The 19,525-nt window shown below is 68.7% G+C and carries 15 protein-coding genes; 4 read left to right on the top strand and 11 right to left on the bottom strand.

What is annotated here, in order from left to right; genetic code table 11:
* Positions 1-3: 3 nt before the first annotated feature.
* The 5 genes from ACFVTE_RS05975 to ACFVTE_RS05955 are packed head-to-tail and all read right to left on the bottom strand — an operon-like array spanning position 4 to position 5,844.
* Positions 4-1,167 carry a cysteine desulfurase family protein gene (locus ACFVTE_RS05975; protein ID WP_387098146.1) on the bottom strand — a complete coding sequence of 388 codons (1,164 nt, stop codon included), beginning with the start codon at positions 1,165-1,167 and terminating at the stop codon, positions 4-6.
* 7 nt (positions 1,168-1,174) lie between these two features.
* Positions 1,175-2,047, bottom strand: coding sequence for a carboxylating nicotinate-nucleotide diphosphorylase (nadC, locus tag ACFVTE_RS05970; RefSeq protein WP_387098144.1), 873 nt, complete (start codon positions 2,045-2,047; stop codon positions 1,175-1,177).
* Positions 2,040-3,809 (bottom strand): L-aspartate oxidase, encoded by a 1,770-nt coding sequence (gene nadB / locus ACFVTE_RS05965; RefSeq protein ID WP_387098142.1) that lies wholly within the window; start codon positions 3,807-3,809, stop codon positions 2,040-2,042. The genes nadC and nadB overlap by 8 nt, the downstream gene beginning before the upstream one ends.
* Before the next feature lie 17 nt (positions 3,810-3,826).
* Positions 3,827-5,137: a quinolinate synthase NadA gene (gene nadA / locus ACFVTE_RS05960; protein ID WP_387098140.1), complete on the bottom strand. Its 1,311-nt coding sequence runs from the start codon at positions 5,135-5,137 to the stop codon at positions 3,827-3,829.
* Positions 5,134-5,844, bottom strand: a complete 711-nt coding sequence (locus ACFVTE_RS05955; protein WP_331574896.1) for an NUDIX domain-containing protein — start codon at positions 5,842-5,844, stop codon at positions 5,134-5,136. Before ACFVTE_RS05955 ends, nadA begins: the two co-directional genes overlap by 4 nt.
* Positions 5,845-6,029: 185 nt before the next feature.
* On the opposite strand from ACFVTE_RS05955, the gene ACFVTE_RS05950 reads away from it, so the two are divergent.
* The 3 genes from ACFVTE_RS05950 (at position 6,030) to ACFVTE_RS05940 (ending at position 9,156) form a co-directional block, all read left to right on the top strand.
* The gene (locus ACFVTE_RS05950) at positions 6,030-7,412 is read left to right on the top strand and encodes an amino acid permease (protein WP_387098138.1); all 1,383 of its coding nucleotides are present in this window, start codon (positions 6,030-6,032) and stop codon (positions 7,410-7,412) included.
* 120 nt (positions 7,413-7,532) lie between these two features.
* Entirely contained in the window at positions 7,533-8,360 is an 828-nt protein-coding gene (locus tag ACFVTE_RS05945) for an alpha/beta fold hydrolase (RefSeq protein ID WP_387098136.1), read from the top strand.
* 142 nt (positions 8,361-8,502) lie between these two features.
* Positions 8,503-9,156 (top strand): phosphoribosyltransferase, encoded by a 654-nt coding sequence (locus ACFVTE_RS05940; RefSeq protein WP_387098134.1) that lies wholly within the window; start codon positions 8,503-8,505, stop codon positions 9,154-9,156.
* On the opposite strand, the gene ACFVTE_RS05935 is transcribed toward ACFVTE_RS05940, so the two are convergent.
* From ACFVTE_RS05935 to ACFVTE_RS05925, 3 genes are all read right to left on the bottom strand, one after another.
* Positions 9,153-10,484: an MFS transporter gene (locus ACFVTE_RS05935; protein WP_387098132.1), complete on the bottom strand. Its 1,332-nt coding sequence runs from the start codon at positions 10,482-10,484 to the stop codon at positions 9,153-9,155. The two genes, ACFVTE_RS05940 and ACFVTE_RS05935, sit on opposite strands and share 4 nt — an antisense overlap.
* Before the next feature lie 131 nt (positions 10,485-10,615).
* A complete protein-coding gene (gene hpaB, locus ACFVTE_RS05930) occupies positions 10,616-12,070 on the bottom strand; it encodes a 4-hydroxyphenylacetate 3-monooxygenase, oxygenase component (protein WP_387098130.1) in 1,455 nt (484 codons plus the stop codon).
* 51 nt (positions 12,071-12,121) lie between these two features.
* On the bottom strand, positions 12,122-12,649 hold the full coding sequence (locus tag ACFVTE_RS05925) for a flavin reductase family protein (protein WP_387098350.1): 528 nt from the start codon (positions 12,647-12,649) through the stop codon (positions 12,122-12,124).
* 187 nt (positions 12,650-12,836) lie between these two features.
* On the opposite strand from ACFVTE_RS05925, the gene ACFVTE_RS05920 reads away from it, so the two are divergent.
* Positions 12,837-13,571, top strand: a complete 735-nt coding sequence (locus ACFVTE_RS05920) for an IclR family transcriptional regulator (RefSeq protein WP_387098128.1) — start codon at positions 12,837-12,839, stop codon at positions 13,569-13,571.
* On the opposite strand, the gene ACFVTE_RS05915 is transcribed toward ACFVTE_RS05920, so the two are convergent.
* From ACFVTE_RS05915 to ACFVTE_RS05905, 3 genes are all read right to left on the bottom strand, one after another.
* Complete coding sequence (locus tag ACFVTE_RS05915; protein WP_387098126.1) at positions 13,559-14,983, bottom strand: MFS transporter; 1,425 nt, start codon at positions 14,981-14,983, stop codon at positions 13,559-13,561. The genes ACFVTE_RS05920 and ACFVTE_RS05915 overlap by 13 nt on opposite strands.
* 142 nt (positions 14,984-15,125) lie before the next feature.
* On the bottom strand, positions 15,126-18,281 hold the full coding sequence (locus ACFVTE_RS05910) for an AAA family ATPase (RefSeq protein WP_387098124.1): 3,156 nt from the start codon (positions 18,279-18,281) through the stop codon (positions 15,126-15,128).
* Positions 18,278-19,495, bottom strand: coding sequence for an exonuclease SbcCD subunit D (locus ACFVTE_RS05905; RefSeq protein ID WP_387098122.1), 1,218 nt, complete (start codon positions 19,493-19,495; stop codon positions 18,278-18,280). The genes ACFVTE_RS05910 and ACFVTE_RS05905 overlap by 4 nt, the downstream gene beginning before the upstream one ends.
* Positions 19,496-19,525: the final 30 nt, after the last annotated feature.

The following is a 19,525-nucleotide window of genomic DNA, read 5'->3' as shown; positions in this document are numbered from 1 at the left end:
ACCCTAACCTGGAACCAGGCCCAGGTTCCGGACGCTTCCGACGGCGGCCGTCACCGCCGTGGCGGCGACGTCCAGGTCGGCGGCGGTCACCGACGAATCGAAGCTGAACCGCACGGCGGTCTGCGCCACCTCAGCTTCGATGCCCAGCGCCAACAGCACCGGTGACGGCGCGTCCGATCCGGCCGCGCACGCCGAGCCGCTGGAGCAGACCACGCCCTGGCGCTCGAGTTCCAGGAGCACGGACTCCCCGCTGGTGCCGGGGAAGCAGAACGACGCCACCGAGGGCAGCCGTTCGGAGGGATGGCCGGTCAGCAGTGCACCGGGAACGCTGCCCAGTACGGCGCCGACAAAACGGTCGCGGAGGCCAGTCACGCGGGCCGCGAGCGCGGGCCGGTCCGCGTGGGCCAGGGTGAGGGCAGTGGCCAGGGCCACGGCGCCCGCCACATTCTCGGTGCCGGACCGCCGGCCGCGTTCCTGGCCGCCGCCGTGCACAAGCGGCTCCACGCGGGTACGGCCCCGCACGAACAGGACCCCGTTGCCCTTGGGCGCCCCGAGCTTGTGCCCGGAGATACTCAGCGCGTCCACGCCGAGCGCCCGCACGTCCAGCGGCAGCCAGCCGGCGGCCTGCACGGCATCGGTGTGGAAGGGGATTCCACGCTCCTTCGCCAGTGCCGCCAGGTCGGCCACCGGCTGGACGGTCCCCACCTCGTTGTTGGCGTACATGATGCTGACCAGCGCGGTTTCCTCCCGCAGCACCGCGGCGAGCGCCTCGGGGGTGACCGTCCCGTTCCCGTCGACAGGCACCACGTCCACGGCGAAGCCGTGGAAGCGCTCCAGGTACCGTGCGGACTCCTCCACGGCGGGATGCTCGACGGCGCTGATCACCACCCGGTTCAGAGCCGGGTCCGCGGCCTGCCGGGCCAGCGCAATCCCCTTGACGGCGAGATTGTCAGCCTCCGTGCCGCCCGACGTGAAGGTGATCTCTCCCGGCCGGCAGCCCAGTACCGCGGCCACGGTCCTGCGGGCATCCGTGAGCGCCCGCGCGGCGGAGTCGCCGAGCGAGTGGTGGCTTGACGGGTTGCCGAATTCGCCGGTGAGGTAGGGCCACATGGCCTCCAGCACCTCCCGGCGGACGGGCGTTGTGGCTGCTGCGTCCAGGAAGATCATGGTGTGTTCACCCCACTGTCAGTTCGACGTCCAGGCCGAGGTCCAGCGCCGCGACACTGTGCGTCAGGGCACCGACGGAGATGACGTCCACGCCGGCCGCAGCGATGTCCGCCACGGTGCGCAGGTTGACGTTGCCGCTGGCTTCCACCACGGCCCGCCCGGCGATCTGCCGGACTCCGGCGCGGAGTTCCTCGAGGCTGAAGTTGTCGAGCATGATGGTGTCCACGCCCGCGGCCAGGACGGGTTCGATCTGCTCGGCGCTGTCCACCTCCACCTCGAAATGCGTGGTGTGTCCAAGCTGGGCCTTCGCGTCGGCGAGCAGCGCGGTCAGCCTTGCCGGGTCTCCCCCGGTCATGACGGCCAGGTGGTTGTCCTTGGCCAGGACGGCGTCGGAAAGGCTGTAGCGGTGGTTGGCGCCGCCGCCGCAGCGGACGGCGTACCGTTCCAGCACCCGCAGGCCGGGGGTGGTCTTGCGGGTGTCCGTGATGCGCGCCTTGGTACCGGCGGCCAGTGCCACGAATTCCGCCGTCCTGGTGGCGATCGCGCTCATCCGCTGTGCGAGGTTCAGGCCGACCCGCTCGGCCAGCAGCACGCTGCGTGCCCGGCCGGTGACCCGCGCGAGCTTCGTTCCCGCGGCGAACGCTTCGCCGTCGGCCACGAGCAGCTCAACCTGCGTATCCGGATCCACCATCAGCATCGCGTCGCGGAACACGCTGCCGCCGCTGAAGACCCCGGGGACGCGGGCGTTGAGTACCGCGGTGGCATGCGCCTCGGCAGGGATCAGCAGCTGCGAGGTGATGTCGCCGCTGGGCGCATCCTCCGCGAAGGCCCGCTCCAGGATCTCGCGGACGGGTGCTGCAGGGAGGGTCAGGCTAGTCATGGACAAGGCTCGCTTTCGGGCTCATTCTGAATTCTTCGTCTAGGGTGTCGGGCTGGCCAGCCAGGCTGAGGGCGCGTTCCGGCAGGCCGTCGTCCCGATAGTGCGCGCCCAGCGAATCGGTCCGCTCCCGCGCCGCATGGACCAGCAGCTGCGCTGCGAGCAACAGGTTGGCATCCTCGTGAACACGCGGGTCCGCACTCAGCGGCGCGATTTCCGGACACACATCTTCGAACCACCCGGCAATCTCAGTCCCCGCCTCCCGCAGCAACGAGCCGCTGCGAAGCACCCCGGCCTTGGCAGTCATCAACCGCCGCAGAGCAAAACGAGAGAACTCCCCCGGTTCAGCATCTCCCAATCCCTCCTCGGGGTTGGGCGCAGCGCTTCCGTCGTCCGCCGCGAAGTCGCGGGACAGTGCTACGGAAGCGTGCGTCAAAGGGAGGCCGCTCGCGGCCGAGCTAGCACGCGGAGTAGTGCTGGCTTGCGACGGCTCACGCTGTTCACCAAGGAACGCCTCCACAGCCCGCCGCCCGAAAACCAGTCCTTCGAGCAGCGAATTACTGGCCAGCCGGTTGGCCCCTTGGACTCCGGTGCAGGCGACTTCGCCGGCCGCGAAGAGTCCGGGGACGGTGGTGCGGCCATGCAGGTCAGTGGAGACGCCGCCCATCCAGTAGTGCGCGGCCGGTGTGACGGGGACGAGTTCCCGGGTCCAGTCAATGCCGGCCTCGCGGGTGCCTCGGGTGATGGTGGGGAAGCGGCGCGCCAGGAAGCCTGCTCCCCTGGCGGCCTCGATCCCCCGGGCGTCGAGGTAGACGTGGCCGTTGGGGTCGCCGAGCGCGGCAAGATGCAGCGCAATGCTGCGGGATACCACGTCGCGCGGGGCGAGTTCGGCGTCGGGGTGGTAGCCGGACAGGAAACGGCGGCCCTGGGCGTCAACGAGGATCGCACCTTCGCCGCGCACCGCCTCGGAGATCAGCAGCGGGTCCTGGTCGCCGTCGGACTTCCCTCCCTCACCCGACCTGACCAGGCAGGTGGGGTGGAACTGGAAGAACTCCAGGTCCGCGACCGCGGCACCGGCGCGCCAGGCGAGGGCCAGGCCGTCCGCGGTGGCAACGGACGGGTTGGTGGTCTGCGCGAACAGCTGGCCTGCCCCGCCGGTGGCCAGCAGCACGGCGTCGGCCTGGATGCTGCCCGTGCGGCCGTCCTGCAGGAACTCGACGCCCGTGACCCGCCGGCCCTGCTGCAGCAGGGCTGTGGCGCTGGCGTGGCCCAGCAGCCGGATCCTGCCCGTGGCCTGTGCCGCCAGCACCGCGCAGATCAGGGCGTTGGCGATGCCGGCGCCGGTGGCGTCGCCGCCGGCGTGCAGGATCCGCGGCGCGGAGTGGGCGGCCTCAAGACCCAGGGCGGGGTCGCCGTCGTCGTCCAGGTCAAAACGGACGCCGAAGCGGCCGAGCCCGGCGATGTCGCGGCGCGCCTCGGTGCACAGCACCCGGACGGCCGCCGGGTTGCAGTGCCCGGCGCCGGCCTTCAGGGTGTCCGCGATATGGGCAGCCACGGTGTCCCCGGGCGACGGCTCGTCCAGGACCGCGGAAATGCCGCCCTGCGCGAAGTACGTGTTGCTGTCCGCGAGCGCGCCCTTGGTCAGCAGCACCACGTCGGCGCCTGCCTCCGCCGCGAGCAGCGCGGCGTAGAGGCCGGCGATGCCGCTGCCGACGACGGCGAGCCGCCGGCGTGCGTCCGTTCCGTTTTCGCTGGGGATGGTCATTGCGGGCTCTTTTCGGACTATTGGGGCTTGGCGGCGAGCATGCGCTCGAGTGCAGTCCTGGCGTCCTGCTGCACGTCGTCGTCCACGGTGATGCGGTTGACGATGCGGCCGGCCACGAGCTCTTCGAGGACCCAGGCCAGGTAGCCGGGGTGGATCCGGTACATGGTGCTGCACGGGCAGATCACCGGGTCCAGGCAGAAGATGGTGTGCTGCGGGTACTGGGCCGCCAGCCTGTTCACCATGTTGATCTCGGTGCCGATCGCGAAGACGGTGGGTTCGGTGGCTGCGGCAATGGCCTTCTGGATGAAGTCCGTGGATCCGGCGGAGTCGGCCGCGTCCACCACTTCCATGGGGCACTCGGGGTGCACGATGACGTTGACCCCGGGGAAGTCGGCGCGGGCCTTCTCGATCTGGGCCACGTTGAAGCGCTTGTGGACCGAGCAGAAGCCGTGCCAGAGGATGACGCGGGAGTCCAGCAGGGCCTGTTCGTCGTTGCCGCCGAGTTCCTTGCGCGGGTTCCACATGGGCATCTGCTCGAGCGGGACGCCCAGTGCCTTGGCTGTGTTCCGGCCGAGGTGCTGGTCCGGGAAGAACAGCACGCGCTGGCCGCGCTCGAAAGCCCATTCCAGGACCGTCTTGGCGTTGGAGGAGGTGCAGACGATCCCGCCGTTCCGGCCACAGAAGGCCTTCAGTGCCGCGGAGGAATTCATGTAGGTGACGGGGATGACCGGAACGCGGCCCTCGGCGTCGGGCTCGGTGCCGAAAATCTCCTCGAGCTGTTCCCAGCACTCCTCCACGGAATCGGCGTCAGCCATGTCCGCCATCGAGCAGCCGGCTGCGAGGTTCGGCAGGATGACAGCCTGCTCCGGCGTGGAGAGCGTGTCGGCGGTCTCGGCCATGAAGTGCACGCCGCAGAACACGATCGCCTCGGCGTCGGGCCGGGTCAGCGCGGCGTTGGCCAGCTGGAAGGAGTCGCCAACGAAGTCGGCGTACTGGACAACCTCGTCGCGCTGGTAGAAGTGGCCCAGGATGACGGCGCGGTCACCGAGCGTTGCCTTGGCAGCACGGATCCGGGCGTCGAGCTCGGCTTCGCCGGCCAGCTTGTATTCCTCGGGAAGCTGGCCCTGGCGCGGCGTGGAGGCCGGAGCGACGTCCGCGCTGGAAGCCCCGGGACCGTAGGCCGGAACACCGGCGAGGGTTTCCGCAAGGTCGTACTCCCAGGGCCCCTTGGCAAGCGCCGGGCTGCAGGTGCCGCCGGCGCCGGCTGCCGTGGCCTTCTCGGCCTGTTCACGCGTGATCAGCTGGATGGCAGTGTTGACGCTGCTCATGGGGTGCTCCTGTTATCTGGGTCGAGGCCGGGGCGGCCGGTAAATCGGTAAAGACGCGGCGGGCGGTGCTTGCCGCCCTGGAGGTATTCACCGGTTTCTTCGATTTCCGGCGTCGACTTGATCTGGCGGCGGAAGTTGGCGGGGTCCAGCTGCGTGTCCAGCACGGCCTCGTAGACCTCGCGGACCTGGGCGAGGGTGAAGTACTCCCCCAGGAAGTGGTAGGCGATGGAGCCGTAGGCCAGCTTGTTCCGCAGGCGCCACAGGGCGTAGTCCACAATCGCGTTGTGGTCGAAGGCCAGGCTGCCGAGCTTGTCGGCCCGAAACCACCGGACGTTTTCGGATTCGTCCGCGAGCGCAGCCTCGGTGGGCTGGACCAGCGCCCAGTAGACGATGGACACCACACGCTGGGTGGGTGAACGGTGCAGGCCACCGAAGGCGTAGAGCTGCTCGAGGTAGCTCGGCGCCAGCCCTGTGGTCTCCCGCAGGTTCCGCGACGCGGCGTCCTGCAGGGATTCGGCGTGGGTCAGCGGGCCGCCAGGCAGGGCCCACTGGCCTTTGAACGGTTCCCGGATCCGGCGGACCAGCGGTATCCACAGAGTGGGGCGGCCGGAGGATTCGCTGGGCCGGAGCGCGAAAATCACCGTGGAAATGGCGAGCGACGGCGGCGCGGACTGCCGCTCGGCCACGTTGGCTGAGGTGGTGTACACGGTAATCACCCGCTTCGCTGCGATCGGCCGGGCGCCTTCGGCTCCGCCCTGGACTAGTTATAGTCAAGTTGACTAAAACTGATTCTACGGCCGGGCGCCCGGGATGCAAAATGTTTCGCGAAAGTTGGGTGTAAATTCGAAAGGTCCCAAAAGGACCAGTCCCCAACCCCAAGAAGGTACGCAGCATGACGACGAAGTCCACGGCAGAGCGGCCCGCAGTCCAGCTCCGCCACAGCATGAAGCCCCGCCAACTCACCATGATGGGCCTCGGCAGCGCCATAGGCGCCGGGCTGTTCCTGGGCTCGGGTGCCGGGATCCAGGCGGCCGGCCCCGCCGTCCTGGTTTCCTACCTTGTGGCCGGCACGCTCATCATCCTGGTCATGTGGGCGCTCGGCGAGATGGCGGCAGCCAACCCCAACAGCGGCGCCTTCTCCGTGTACGCCGAACGCGCCATGGGCAAGACCGCCGGAGCCACCGTGGGCTGGCTCTGGTGGCTGCAGCTGGTGGTGGTCATCGCTGCGGAGGCACTCGGTGCGGCGGGGTTGCTGTTTTCGGTCTGGCCGGTGGTTCCGGTGTGGGCACTCGCGCTGGTGTTCATGGTGGTGTTCACGGGCATCAACCTGGCCGGGGTGAAGAACTTCGGCGAGTTCGAGTTCTGGTTTGCCATTCTCAAGGTGGCCGCCATCGTCCTGTTCCTGGGCGTCGGCGCCGCGCTGCTCCTCGGGCTCCTGCCGGGGGTGGCGTCCCCCGGGCTGGCCAACATCACCGGAGACTTCGCGCCCTCGGGCCTTGGCGGCATTGCCACGGCACTGTTCGTGGTGATCTTCGCGTTTGGCGGCACGGAGATCGTGAGCGTCGCGGCCGCCGAGACCGAAGACCCCGAGCACAGCGTTACCAGGGCCATCCGCACAGTGGTATGGCGGATCCTCGTCTTTTACATCGGCTCCGTCTTCGTGATCGCCGCCGTCCTTCCCGCCACGTCGGAGGCCCTGTCCTCGCCGTTCGCCGGCGTTTTGGATGCCGCTCGCATCCCCGGTGCCGCCACCGCCATTACCCTGGTGGCCGTCGTCGCCCTGCTGTCCGCCCTGAACGCCAACCTCTACGGGGCGTCCCGCATGGTGTTCTCGCTCGCAGAGCGCGGCGAGGCTCCCGGTTTCCTGTCCCGGCTCAGCGGGGCCGGAGTGCCGATGACCGCCGTCGGCGTTTCCGTCGCGTTCGGCTTCATCGCCACGGTCCTGGAACTGCTGTTCCCCGGACGTATCCTGCCCGCCCTGTTCCAGCTCGTCGGATCCACCTGCCTCGTGGTCTGGGGCTCGGCGCTGGTCTCCCAGCTCATCCTGCGCCGGCGGGCGGACCGGGACGGCACGCCCCTGCCGCTGCGAATGAAGGGCTTCCCCGGGCTCACCGTGTTCGGCCTCGTGCTGCTCGGACTGGTGTTTGTGGTGGGCTTCAGCGCCGAGAGCAGCCGCATCCAGCTGATCAGCACACTGCTGCTCATCGCCGGCATCGCCGCCGCCTGCTGGGCGGGGGCCCGGTTCGCGGCGTCCCGGCGCGCCCGGCTCTCCTAGCCGCGGATTTGCCCGGTCCGCAGACGGGTAGAGTGGTGCCCATCCACGGCGGACCGGCGACGAAGCAGTCCCGGCGAGCCCTGCACCTGACAAGGATGAGACTTGACGAGGACTGAGGCGATGAGCGGCAGACACACCGGCGAACAGCACTCCCACACGGTCGAGGGCACCGACCCGCAGCTTTACGTCGAGGTGCATGACCCCAAGAACGACGCCGGCCTCCGCCCGGTCCTCCTCATTCACGGCTTCTCCGCGTCCAGCAAGCTGAACTGGGAGGACACGGGCTGGATCCCGGCGCTTCTGGAAGCCGGCCGCCGGGTCATCGCCGTCGACCTTCCCGGCCACGGCCGGAGCGGGGCACCGGAGGACATGGACTCCTACTCCCCCAGCAGGATCAGGGCGGACCTTTTGCAGATAGCGTTCGACGCCGGCGCCCGGCCTTTGCGCGACGGTGACCCTGCCAGCGGGCTGGACGTGGTGGGCTATTCCCTCGGTTCCCGGCTCGCCTGGGAGTTTGGCGCCACCCAGCCGGAGCTGGTCCACCGGATGGTGCTGGGCGGCGCGAACATGGCCGACCCGCTGGCGGCCTTCGACCTCGTGGCCGCCCAGCGGTACCTGGCCGACGGCACGCCCATTGAGGACTCGTCCACGGCCGGGCTCCTAAGCATGGCGCAGGCACTGCCGAGCAATAACATCTTCGCGCTGCTGTCCCTCGTAGAGGCCATCAAGCTGGAACCCTACGACCCCGCCGAGGCCGTGCCGCACATGCCGATGCTGCTGGTGGCCGGCGAAAATGACGAACGCGCCGAGTCCATGCCGCAGCTCGCCGACCTGGCTCTGAAGGCCGGCTCCGTGGCCGAGCAGCTCGTCCTGCCGGGGCGCACGCACACAAGCGCCATCACCAGCCGCGCCTTCAAGCAGGCAGCCATCGAGTTCCTCGGCAGCTAGGAAGACCGTCCGGTTCCCAGCCCCACGCTGACCGGAGCATTCCGCTCCGGCCCGGCCCAACGCCGTCGAAAACCCCGGCTCCCGCCGGAGCCGACGGGCGTAGGCTGGACCTTGGGGGGCGGAGAGACCGGAAGAGGAACCCATGGCCGTGGTTTTTGAGGACCGGGAAGACGCAGGACGGCAGCTTGCGGCCGCCCTTCCGCAATTCCGTGAGCGCCCGGACACCGTTGTGCTGGGCCTGGCCCGCGGCGGCATCCCGGTGGCCGCCGCCGCGGCTGAGGCCCTGCACCTGCCGTTCGGGGCCCTGCTTGTCCGCAAGCTAGGCATCCCGGGCCATGACGAGACCGCATTCGGCGCGCTCGCCTACTCAGGCGGAAGGATCGTCCGCCTGCTCAACCGGCCGCTCGTGGAGCGGATTCTCGACGACGGCGTCCGGCAGGACTGGCTCGACCGGGTGGAACACAGGGAACGGGCCGAACTGATGCGCCGCGCAGACAGCTACCCGGCCGTGGACCCAGACATCCACGGCAAGACGGCGCTGCTGGTGGACGACGGCCTGGCAACCGGGGCCACCATGCGGGCAGCTGTGGAGGCGGTGCGGATGGCCGGTGCGGCGGCGGTGGTGGCCGCCGCACCCGTCGGTTCGATCGAGGCGGAGAAGTCCCTGTCCCGGGTGTGTAATGTGCTGTGCCTTCACCTGCCGGGACGGTTCCGGGCCGTGGGAGCCTTTTACCGGCACTTTGACCAATTGAGCGACGAGGACGCCATTGCGCTGTTGCATGGCGCCCGCATCTAGTGCCGGCTGATACCGAGCGGCCGGCCGCGCGTCTCCTTGGCCAGGATCACGCCGATGGCCGAGATGACGCACAGGATCATGATGTAGATGCCGATGGAGCCGGTCCACTTGGTGCTCTGCAGGAGCGACTCGGCGATGGTGGCGGCGAACGCACCGCCCAGGATGGCGCCGAAGGCATAGCCGATCGAGATTCCCGAGTACCGCACGTGGGCCGGGAACATCTCCGCGTACATGGCGGACATGGGGCCGTAGGACAGGCCCAGGCCCACCGTGAGGACGAACAGCCCCACGCCGTAGAGCACGATGTCCTTGGTGTCGATAAGGGCGAACATCGGGATCATCCAGGCGAAGACGATCGCGTAGCCGGTCAGGAAGGTCTTGACCCGGCCGATCCTGTCCGAGAGCCAGCCACCCACCAGGGTGAAGATCAGCCAGCCGAAGGAGGCCAGCGTGGTGGCCAGCAGGATCTGCGGCGTCGGCATCTTCAGCGTCCTCGTGGCGTAGGCGATGAAGAAGGCAATCAGGAGGTAGCCGGCGGCGTTGTTGCCGATGAAGATCATGGTGGAGTAGAGGACGGCCTTCTTGTGGCTCCGGATGAGTTCGCCGAGCGGGGCCTTGCTTTCTTCCTTGCGGGCCGTCATTTCCTTGAAGACCGGGCTTTCACCCACGGCGCGGCGGATGAGGTAGCCCACCACAATCAGCACGATGGAGAGCAGGAAGGGAACGCGCCAGCCCCACGAGGCGAAGTCTTCCTTGGACATGCTGGTGTTGAGGAAGAACAGCAGCCCGGTGGCCAGGATCATGCCCACGGGGACGCCGATCTGGGGGTAGGCGCCGAACAGGCCGCGCCTGTTCTTGGGGGCGTGTTCCACCGCCATCAGCGCCGCACCGCCCCATTCGCCGCCGGCGGAGAAGCCCTGGATGACGCGGAGGGTGATCAGCAGCACCGGTGCCCAGAAACCGATCTGGCTGTAGGTGGGCAGCATGCCGATCAGCGCCGTGGCGGCACCCATCATGATGAGGGTGAACACCAGCATGGCCTTGCGGCCCAGCCGGTCGCCCAGGTGCCCGGCGATGATGGCGCCGAGAGGGCGGAACAGGAAGCTGATGCCGATCAGGGCGAAGGAGAGGATCTGCGCCAGGCCCGGGTTGGATGCGTTCAGCGGGGCCAGGAACAGCGGCGACAGCAGCGTTGCCGTCAGCTGGGCGAAGATGAAGAAGTCGTACCACTCGATGGTGGTGCCCACCAGTGTGCCGGCGAGGACCTTGCGTTCCTCACGCTTGGTGCTGGGGCCCGCCTCTGAATCGACGTGTGAAGCTGCGGTCATTGAAACTCCGTGGGTGGGGGCAGTGCTACTGCCGGCGGCGATGAAGGGCTGTCCGATTTACTGATCGAACGGTCAGTTAGTGTGAGGATACTATGAAAGTGTGATTTGGCGCACCCCCGAGTCGGTCCGGTTTAGTCTGTCCTGTGCAGGAATTCACGCAGCCGCGCCCTAACAGGTTCGCGGTCGTACGTGTTGACCAGCGCCCCGGCCATCCGGACGGGGTCCCCGAAGAAGAAGTACTCATACAGCGACTGCCGGCCGGAGAATCCCGAGATCGATGCGTCGAACGCAAGCTTGAACAGCCGGACCCGCTCTGGCCCGGTCAGCGTCTTCCCCTGCAGGTACAGGTCGATGTCCGCCCTGGCATCTCCATTGACGTCCGCTTCGCCGGGCAGTGCCATCAGTCCCGACGCGGAGAATTTCCGGATGATCTGCGGGAAGCGCTGGGCCACCTTCGGATACCAGTTGCGGGCAGCGTTGAGGGTGGTCCACTTGGGCAGCATCATGCCGGACTCATTGGGTTCGGCGTCGGCCTCGGACGCGCGGACCAGCGCCTTGCCGATTTCGACGTCGATGATCAGTTCGGCGATGTCCTCCTGGATGTGCTGGAACCCATCGATGCCGATCGAGTCGGCGAGTTCGGAGGCCAAGCCCAGGAAGAACTCACTCTTGGCGATGGTCCGGGTAACCACCTGGTGGGTCATGAGGGCCCCCGCGCCGGTCTCGGCGTAGAACGAGTTGCAGAGCTGCGGGTTGCCGAGCATGAAGATGCGCTCGCTCGGAACGAGGACGTCGTCAAAGATGGCCACGGCGTCCATTTCCTCGTAGCGGGACGCCAGCGGTTCATCATGGATGCTGCCGCCGTTGTACAGCGAGGACCGGCAGAGGTAGCGAAGGCCCGGCGTGTCGTTGGGGATGGCGAAGGCAAAGGAATACGGCGCATCCTCCGGCGTGCCGCGTAGCACCGTGGACGGGAAGACCAGCAGCTCGTCGGCGATGGGGGCGATAGTAGCCAGCATGCGGGCGCCGCGGACCACGATGCCGTCGTCGCGCTCCTCGACGATGTGGGCCGTGAGCTGTCCGCCCAGCTGCTCCGAGCCGGATACGGACCGGTTCACCTGTGGCGGGATCAGCGTATGGGTGGCCAGCATGTCGTTTTCGCGCGCCCACTCGTAGTAGTTGCCGATGTTCTCGGCGAACTTGGGATCCGCCTGGGCGAACCACTTCCCGGCCGTGCCCAGGGCGGTGAGTGCGGAGTTCATATAGTCGCCGGTACGGCCGAGGAATCCGTTGGTCGCCTCGGCCCACGTGGAGGTGGCCCGGCGCCGGTGCTGCAGGTCCTCGATGCTCCGGGGCACCAGGAAGGACGCGCCGACGAGGTCGCCCGTGGTGGGCGAGGCATAGGTCAGCGACTCCTGGTGCCGTTGGTCGTGCTGCATGTCGAACAGCTTCGCGTACTGCCGGGCAACGTTGCGGAAGGCCGGGTGTTCGGCGACTTTTTCGCTGACCACTTCACCGTCGATCGCTATGTGCGGGGTCATCGCATTGAGTCTGTCCAGGTACTGCTGGCCGGTCCTGATGCCCATTGCTGCCTCCAGTCGTCGTTGAACTGTTTTGTGGTGGTGAAGGTGTGGCGCCTACAGCAGGTCCTCTATCCCCAGCTGGCTCTCCGGGATGGTGGTGAAGGCGCTGTTGGCGAACGCGAGGGCGTCGCCGTTGCGGTGGTCGAAATCCACCACCTCGCCGAGATAGAGGGTGTGGTCGCCGCCGTCGTATGCTGCCCAGGGCCGGCATTCGAAATAGGCAAGCACGCCGGAGAGCCGGGGCGCTGTTGCCCCTTCCACCCAGCGGGGCTCCGGCCCGGGGCGCCCCGCAAAGTGCAGGGCCAGCTGCCGCTGCTCGGCGCCCAGGATGTTGACGGTGAAGGGCCGGCCAGCCAGCTCATCGTGGGCTTTGGTGGTGCGGGCAATGCTGGCCAGGACCAGCGGCGGGTCCATGGAGACCGCCGTGAACGAGTTGACGGTGATGCCGTGGCGCTTGGTGGCGCCGTCGAACGTAACAATGGCGACACCAGTGGCGAACCGGCCCAGGCTGCCGCGGAAGCGGTGGGCGCGGGGCACCGAGGTCCTGCCCGGAACACCGGGGCCCGCTGCTGGATTGGCCATCATCGTTGATCCTTTGGGTGCGCCGTTCCGTCTCTGGCGCACCGTGCCGCAGTCGCTCTAAACTGTTCCGTAGGTGAACTGTTCTATAGTTGAACAGGCGGTTCCTATATGGAACGGTAGCCCACCGGAACGGGCCACACAAGCCCTTTTGGCTGGGCGCCCCGCTTACTTGCCTAGGATGGACAGCATGACTCCCAACGCCGGTGCCGCAACGCAGGTTGCACCCGCCCAGGCTTCCCCATCGCAGACCCTTTCCCGGGGCATCCGGGCCTTGGAAATCCTGGCCGAAGCAGACCGTCCGCTGACCATCGCCGAGCTTTCGGAGGCCATGGGCGTGCACCGCTCCGTCGCCTACCGGATTCTGCGGACGCTCGAGGACCATTCCCTGCTGGTCCGCGACGACGCCGGCCGGGTACAGCCCGGGCCGGGCCTCGCGGTGCTGGCGCGCGGCGTGTCGCGGAACCTCCAGACGGCGGCGCTGCCGGAACTGACGCAGCTGGCGAACTCATTGAACATGACGGCCTTCGTGGCGGTGTGGGACCACCAGGACTGCGTGACGCTGGTGACGGTGGAGCCCCGGCATTCGGCCGCCACCGTGGTGCAGCATCCGGGGTCCCGCCATCCGATCAGCTCCGGCGCGCCCGGCATCGCCATCCAGTCCGCCCTCATGGAGCAGGAGTGGAGCCAGCTGGCTCCCGCCGTGCCCTATCGCCCCGAAGCCGCCGAGGCGCGGCAGCGCGGTTACGCGGCTAGCCACGACGAGGTGATCGCGGGGGTTTCCTCCCTTGCCGCGCCGGTCCGTGTGCCCGGGGGACGCCCGGCGGCGGTCGCCGTCGTCTATATCCGCTCATCGCAGGATCCCGCGGAGGTGGCCGCGGCTCTCACGGCCAGCGCGGCCCGGATTGAAGGTCAGCTCGCCTGAGCTGTCCGTTTCCGGGAACGGACGACGACGGCGGCCACCGTTCCGAGCGCGAACAGTGCCGCCGCGGCGGCTGCCGTGACCAGGAACGCGGCCTGGTGGCCGCCTTCCTGCGCCAGCTGGCCGCCGATGGATGAGCCAAGGGCCGTGCCGGCGACGATGCCGCTCGCGAGCGCCGTCATCACCGTGGCCAGCCGGCCGGCCGGCGCCACCAGCCCGCCGATGGCAAAGACCGTGACCATGACCGGACCCACCGGCAGGCCCAGGGCAAGCAGCACCAGCACCATGCTCCAGCCGTCGGTGGGCAGGAACAGCATGACCGACAGCCCGGCCATGGCCGCCGCCCCGGTCACCCAGCGGGCGGCCACCGGGAAGCCGGCCGGCCAGTAGGCCACCGAGATCGCGGCCGCGGCCGAGCTGATCCCCATGACGGCGTAGAGGAGGCCGGCGGCCTCTGACGTTGCGAACCCGGCGGCAAACGCGCTCAAGGCTGCCTGTGTGGAGCCGAAAAAGGTGCCCATGCAGACCATGGCCAGGACGGGCAGTGCCACGGCGGCCAGGCCGGCAAGCCGGCTGCCGGGCCGGGTTCCGGCGCTGCCGCTGCCCGTGCTTTCCGTTCCCGCACCGGCGTTTCCTGAATTGCCCGTTCCTGTCTTGGCGCAGTCCGTTCGGGGAGCGGCGGCCCGCCGCGGAACAGCCGCGTGGGTTCGGTGGACGGCAAAGGCCGGCACCAGCGTGAGAGTGAGCGCGGCGGCCAGGGCCAGCGGCAGCCAGGGTGCAACCAGGCTGGCCAGGACACCCACGAGCGCAGGCCCGAGCACGAAGGTCAGTTCGTCGGCCGTGCTCTCATAGGACAGCGCCACGTCGAGGTCCGAGGTGTCCCCCGCACCCCGGCCTTCGGCCGTCAGGGCCATCCACCGGACGCGTGCCAGCGGGCCAACCTGGGGGCAACTGAGGCCGGCCGCCAGCGCGGCCGCGATGACGCCCCATGCGGCGCCGAGGTCGTGCATCCCGGAAGTCAGATATGCGGTGGCGAGGACGGCCAGCACGGCCACAACATTCAGGACGGCCGAAACCAGCAGCACCGGGCGCTGGCCGAGCCGGTCGGCGAGCCACCCGAGGATGGGCGCGCCGACGGCCGAGCCGATACCGACAGCGCCCGCCGCGGCTCCGCCCACGGCATACGAGCCGGTGACCGACGTGGCGAGGGTGAGGGTTCCCAGGGTCAGCATTGCCAGAGGCAGGCGGGCAAACAGGCCGATGGGCAGGAATCCCCTGCCCGCGAGCGCCGGCAGGCGCGCGAAGCGCCCGCCGAACTGCCGGCGTGGCGCGTCCGTGTTGGCTGGCGCGTCTGTGCCGGCGGACATTGTCGGACGGGGGTTGGCGGGTGGCTGGGGCGCCGTTGAAGTGCTCATGTATGCGGGCTCGTTCAGTCGTGCGCATCGTCCCTCCTCCCGATGCGCTGAACCCGGTAACAGTCCAATGATAGTGGACGCCGAAATCGCGCCCGGTGATGCCCTGCCTGTGATGTCCGGCTGCTGGCGGGCGTCACCGGGGTCACACCGTCACGAGTGCATCAACAATGTGCACGGTGGAGCCGCTGCGCTGCTTCACTACCTGGAGCTGGCTGCTGATGCGCTGCTTCATCTCCCCCACGTGGCTCACCAGGCCGACCACGCGGCCGCCGTCCCGCAGGCCCTCCAGGGCATCCATGACCTGCTCCAGTGCCTGCTCATCGAGGCTGCCGAAGCCCTCGTCGACGAACAGCGTTTCAATGTCGACGCCGCCTGACTCCTGCTGCACCACGTCTGCGAGGCCCAGGGCGAGCGACAGCGAAGCCATGAAGGATTCCCCGCCTGAGAGTGTGGAGGTGTCGCGGTGGCGGCCGGTCCATTCGTCCACGACTTCCAGTCCCAACCCGGACTTCGCGTTCCGGGCTGCCCTCGCGTCCGAGTGCTGCAGGGTGTAGCGGCCGTCGCTCATGGCGACCAGCCTTTCAGATGCGGCGATGGCAACCTGCTCGAGCCGTGCCGCCAGGACGTACGCATTCAGGCTCATGCGGTAGCTGTTGTCGCCGGAACCGCGGGCCGCCTCAGCCAGGCCCTTCAGAACTTCGGCGCGTTCCCGCGGCTCCCGGCCGGCCTCAGCGAGTTCCCTGTATTCGGCGTGCAGGCGGCCCAACGTTTTGGCGGCCTTCCGGGCCAGGCCCGCCGCCAGTTCAACGTCCTTTGCGGCCCTTGCAGCCTGCTCGGTCTCGGTGCGCAGCACGTCCAGGTCCGCCGCGGCCGATGCTGAGCCGCTGCCGTGTTCCCCGGCCGCCTGTTCCCTGGCAGCCTGTTCCCTGGCTGCCTGTTCTTCTGCCGCGACAATGAGTTCCTCGCTGGCGAACAACTCCTCGAGCCGTACCTCCTCGTCGCGTCCGGCCTGGACGGCAGACTCCACCCTTGCTGCCTCCGGCCCCGGCAGGAGTGCCGCGCGGGCCTCCGCGGCCGAGGCAAATCCGGCTGCGGGAAGGGCACGGTCCAGCTCGCTCCTGGCCTCAGCCAGGCGATCCGCAGCCTGGTCCAGCTGTTTCCGGGCAGCGTCAGCCTGTTCGAGAACGCTGACAACCTGGCCGATGGCGTCGCGGCGGAGTCCGAGGCTGGCGTGGCCAGCACGAAGCACCTCGAGCGACGATTCCAGGGCACCGGACTGCGCCTCGATTTCGGCGAGAGCGGATTCCGTCTGTGCCAGCTGGGACAACGTATCCACCCGCACCTTTTCCGTGGCCTCGATGCGTTCGTCCAGTTCCTCCTGCCGGCGTCTGCTGGCGGCCAGGTCCGCTACGGCGGCGGCTGCCGCGGCAGCGGCTTCCCGGGCAGCCTGGGCGGATTCCTCCGCTTCGGCAGGATCGGTGTCGCCACCCTGGCCGGCGAGGACGGCCACCAGCTGCCTGGCCCCGGAGAGCTCGGCTTCCAATGCAGACAGCGCGCGCTCAGCCGCCTCGCTGCGTTCCTTGGCACGTTCCTCTTTCTCGGCAAGCCCCAGGACGGAGTCCCCGGCAGGCACCGGTTCGGGGTGCTCCGGGCTGCCGCAGACAGGGCAGGGCACACCGCGTTCCAGGCGTGACGCCAATTCGGCCGCCGCATTGGTCAGGCGTTCCTCTCGGACGTCAAGCCACTGCCGGCGCAGTTCCTGGTGGTGTTCCCTGCCATTGAGGTGCCTTTCGGTGACTGCGGCACACTCGGCTGCCGCGGTTCCATAGCGCCTGACTACGTCCACGAGCTCGTCGGCGGCCGCGGCCTCCTTGGTCCGCAGCACGGATTCCCCCGCCAGCTGCTCCAGCGGCTGCAGGGCGGAACGCAAGTCCTCCATTTCGGTGCGGAGGGAAAGCAGCCGGATGGCCTGGTCATCGCCGGTACGGGTCAGTTCCTGCCGCCGTTTCGCAAGCCCGGCAGCCCGGGCATGCAGGCCACCCAGGTGGTCCTCATCGGCAAGGCGTTCGCCGATCACGGCGGCCAGCGCCCGCAGGCGCGAAAGTTCGGCGGCGACGTCGAGGGCGGTAAGTTGCGCAACGGTGCCGTGTTCTGCGGGACTGTGTTCTGCAGGGCTGTGTTCTGCAGTGCTGTGTCCCGCGCCGCCCAGTTCGAAGCTGGACTGGAGTTCGGAGCTGGACACAGCTGCCTCCCGTACACCGGCGGATGCAGTATCCAAGGCTGCTTCCGCCCGCGCAAAGGAGGCCTCGGCGGCGGTCACCGCCTTCAGCTGCCCGCCGAGGAGCTCGGCCTTCCGGTGCAGGTCCAGCGCGGCCCCGGCACGGGCCAGTCCGGGGGCGGCGGCCTCTGCGTCCGCCCTCCGGCGCAGGGCTGCGGCAAGCTTCTGGCGCCTCCGCTCGCGGGCAAGCTCCGCTTCGAGCCGCTCCGCGCACCGGTGCCGCTGCTCCTCGCACGATTCTGCATCGCCGGCCAGAGCCGAGGCGCGCTCCGCGGCTGCAGCCTCCAGCCAGGACAGGAGTTCCATACCGCCGGCGGATTCCGGCGCTGCGGCGGAATCGACGTCGAGGGCCGCGGCCTCCGACCTGGCCCTCACCACCAGCAGGCCCAGGCTGCCCTCAAGGTCGGCCACTTCCCTCGCGGCCCCGGCGGCCTGCAGTGCCAGTTCCCGCTCCACCGCCTCGAACCGTTCGGTTCCGAAGAGCTTCTGCAGCAGTTCCAGGCGGTCAGATGCCTTGGACCGCAGGAACGCGGCGAAGTCACCCTGCGGGAGCATGACCACGCGCGTGAACTGTTCCCGGTCCATGCCAAGGAGCTCAGTGATTTCCGCGCCGGCTTCGTCGTTCCGGCCGGATTTTTCCACCCATGAACCGGCGACCCGTTCGCGCAGAAGGGTCTTGGCCTGCTGCGTGGTGAACCCGTTCCGCCCGCGGGCGCTGGGCTTGTCCCAGGCCGGGGTCCTGGAGACTTCAAAACGCCTGCCGCGGGCGGTGAATTCGCAGGTCACACGGGGTTCGGCGGCCGGATCAGCGTGGTCGCTGCGCAGTCGCTTGCCGTCCTGCCGTGCCCCCGGCACTGACCCGTAGAGGGCGTAGCAGATGGCATCCAGCACGCTGGTCTTGCCGGCGCCGGTGGGGCCGTTGAGCAGGAACAGCCCGTGGGCGCTCAGCCGGTCAAAATCGATTTCCTCGGTTCCGGCAAACGGCCCGAACGCAGAAATTTCCAGACGGTGGATCCTCACAGCGATGCCTCCTGCAGACGCACGTTCTCCAACGCTTCGGTGAGGGCGGCCTGCTCGGCCGCATCCGGCTCCCGGCCGCGGACGTGTTCCAGGAACCCGCAGCACACGGCGAGGTCGTCCTCCGCCTTCGCCAGCCGGCTGCTGTAGCTCGTCCCGGCGGCGGGGGGTGCCCCCTCCGGCTCGAAACCGAGGACGAGGGTGTCCGGGAACCTGGCGCGCAGCCGTTCCATGGCCTGGGCCGGCCTCTGGGCGTCGGTCAGGGTCACCTGGCAGTAGGCCTGCTCGGCCCAGGCGTGCTCGGGTGACTCCAGCAGCCCGTCGAGGGTCCCCCGGAGGACGGCAAGTTTCCGCGGCGCGTCCCAGAGGATCTCTTCGACTGCGGTGACGCCGGACCCGTCCACGTCAACCAGCCAGCCGCCCTTCTGGTGTGTGGCTTCCGAGAAGGAGTACGCCAGGGGCGAGCCTGAGTACCGCACCTCCGCGGACAGGGACTGGCGGCCGTGCAGATGGCCGAGCGCCGTGTAGCTGAAGTCATCAAACAGATCCAGCGGCACGGCCCCCACTCCCCCGATGCTCAGGTCGCGTTCGCTGTCCGAGCTGATGCCGCCGCTGGCGAAGGTGTGTGCAAGCACAACGGAATAGACCGTCCGGGATTCGCTGCGCGCGGCGATGTCGGCCCGGATGCGTTCCGTGGCGGCGCAGGTGACTTCGAAGTGGCTGGCAGTGTCCACCCCGAGTTGGTCTGCGACCAGCCGGGGTTCGAGCCACGGGATGCCGTAAATCGCCAGCACAGGGCCCTGTTCGCCGGGCTGTTCAGCCTGTTGGCTCTTGACTCCCTGTTCAGTTCCAGCTCCGCCGAGCGGGAGCAGGAGCGGGACGTCCAGCTCCTGGAGGCGGGTGCGCAGGTGGACGCCGCCCTTCTCCAGCAGCCGCGAGGCGAAGCCTAGCCGGATGGCGGAGTCGTGGTTTCCGCTGGTGAGGACTACCTGGGCGCCTGCCCCGGTGAGCCGGACCAGGGCCTCGTCCAGGAGGTTGACGACGTCGACGCCTGGCAGTGCCCTGTCATAGACGTCACCGGCGATCAGCACGACGTCGACGGACAGTTCCCTGACCAGGGCAACCAGCTGGTCGACAAAGGCGCGCTGGGCGTCCAGCATGCCGACGCCGTGGAAAGACCGGCCCAGATGCCAGTCGGAAGTGTGCAATAACCGCATATTCATAAGCTAGACGCGGGCACTGACAAA

Source organism: Arthrobacter sp. NPDC058097 (assembly GCF_042884885.1).
Lineage (GTDB): Bacteria > Actinomycetota > Actinomycetes > Actinomycetales > Micrococcaceae > Arthrobacter.
This window is presented reverse-complemented; position numbering and strand designations above follow the sequence as displayed.

Excerpts from the sequence above, each read along its gene's own strand:
- ACFVTE_RS05940 (WP_387098134.1), top strand. The coding sequence starts at position 8,503 with ATGGCCGTGGTTTTTGAGGACCGGGAAGACGCAGGACGGCAGCTTGCG.
- ACFVTE_RS05920 (WP_387098128.1), top strand. The coding sequence starts at position 12,837 with ATGACTCCCAACGCCGGTGCCGCAACGCAGGTTGCACCCGCCCAGGCT.
- ACFVTE_RS05905 (WP_387098122.1), bottom strand. The coding sequence starts at position 19,495 with ATGCGGTTATTGCACACTTCCGACTGGCATCTGGGCCGGTCTTTCCAC.
- nadB (WP_387098142.1), bottom strand. The coding sequence starts at position 3,809 with ATGACCATCCCCAGCGAAAACGGAACGGACGCACGCCGGCGGCTCGCC.
- ACFVTE_RS05925 (WP_387098350.1), bottom strand. The coding sequence starts at position 12,649 with ATGGCCAATCCAGCAGCGGGCCCCGGTGTTCCGGGCAGGACCTCGGTG.
- hpaB (WP_387098130.1), bottom strand. The coding sequence starts at position 12,070 with ATGGGCATCAGGACCGGCCAGCAGTACCTGGACAGACTCAATGCGATG.
- ACFVTE_RS05975 (WP_387098146.1), bottom strand. The coding sequence starts at position 1,167 with ATGATCTTCCTGGACGCAGCAGCCACAACGCCCGTCCGCCGGGAGGTG.
- ACFVTE_RS05935 (WP_387098132.1), bottom strand. The coding sequence starts at position 10,484 with ATGACCGCAGCTTCACACGTCGATTCAGAGGCGGGCCCCAGCACCAAG.
- ACFVTE_RS05915 (WP_387098126.1), bottom strand. The coding sequence starts at position 14,983 with ATGAGCACTTCAACGGCGCCCCAGCCACCCGCCAACCCCCGTCCGACA.
- ACFVTE_RS05950 (WP_387098138.1), top strand. The coding sequence starts at position 6,030 with ATGACGACGAAGTCCACGGCAGAGCGGCCCGCAGTCCAGCTCCGCCAC.
- nadC (WP_387098144.1), bottom strand. The coding sequence starts at position 2,047 with ATGACTAGCCTGACCCTCCCTGCAGCACCCGTCCGCGAGATCCTGGAG.
- nadA (WP_387098140.1), bottom strand. The coding sequence starts at position 5,137 with ATGAGCAGCGTCAACACTGCCATCCAGCTGATCACGCGTGAACAGGCC.
- ACFVTE_RS05945 (WP_387098136.1), top strand. The coding sequence starts at position 7,533 with ATGAGCGGCAGACACACCGGCGAACAGCACTCCCACACGGTCGAGGGC.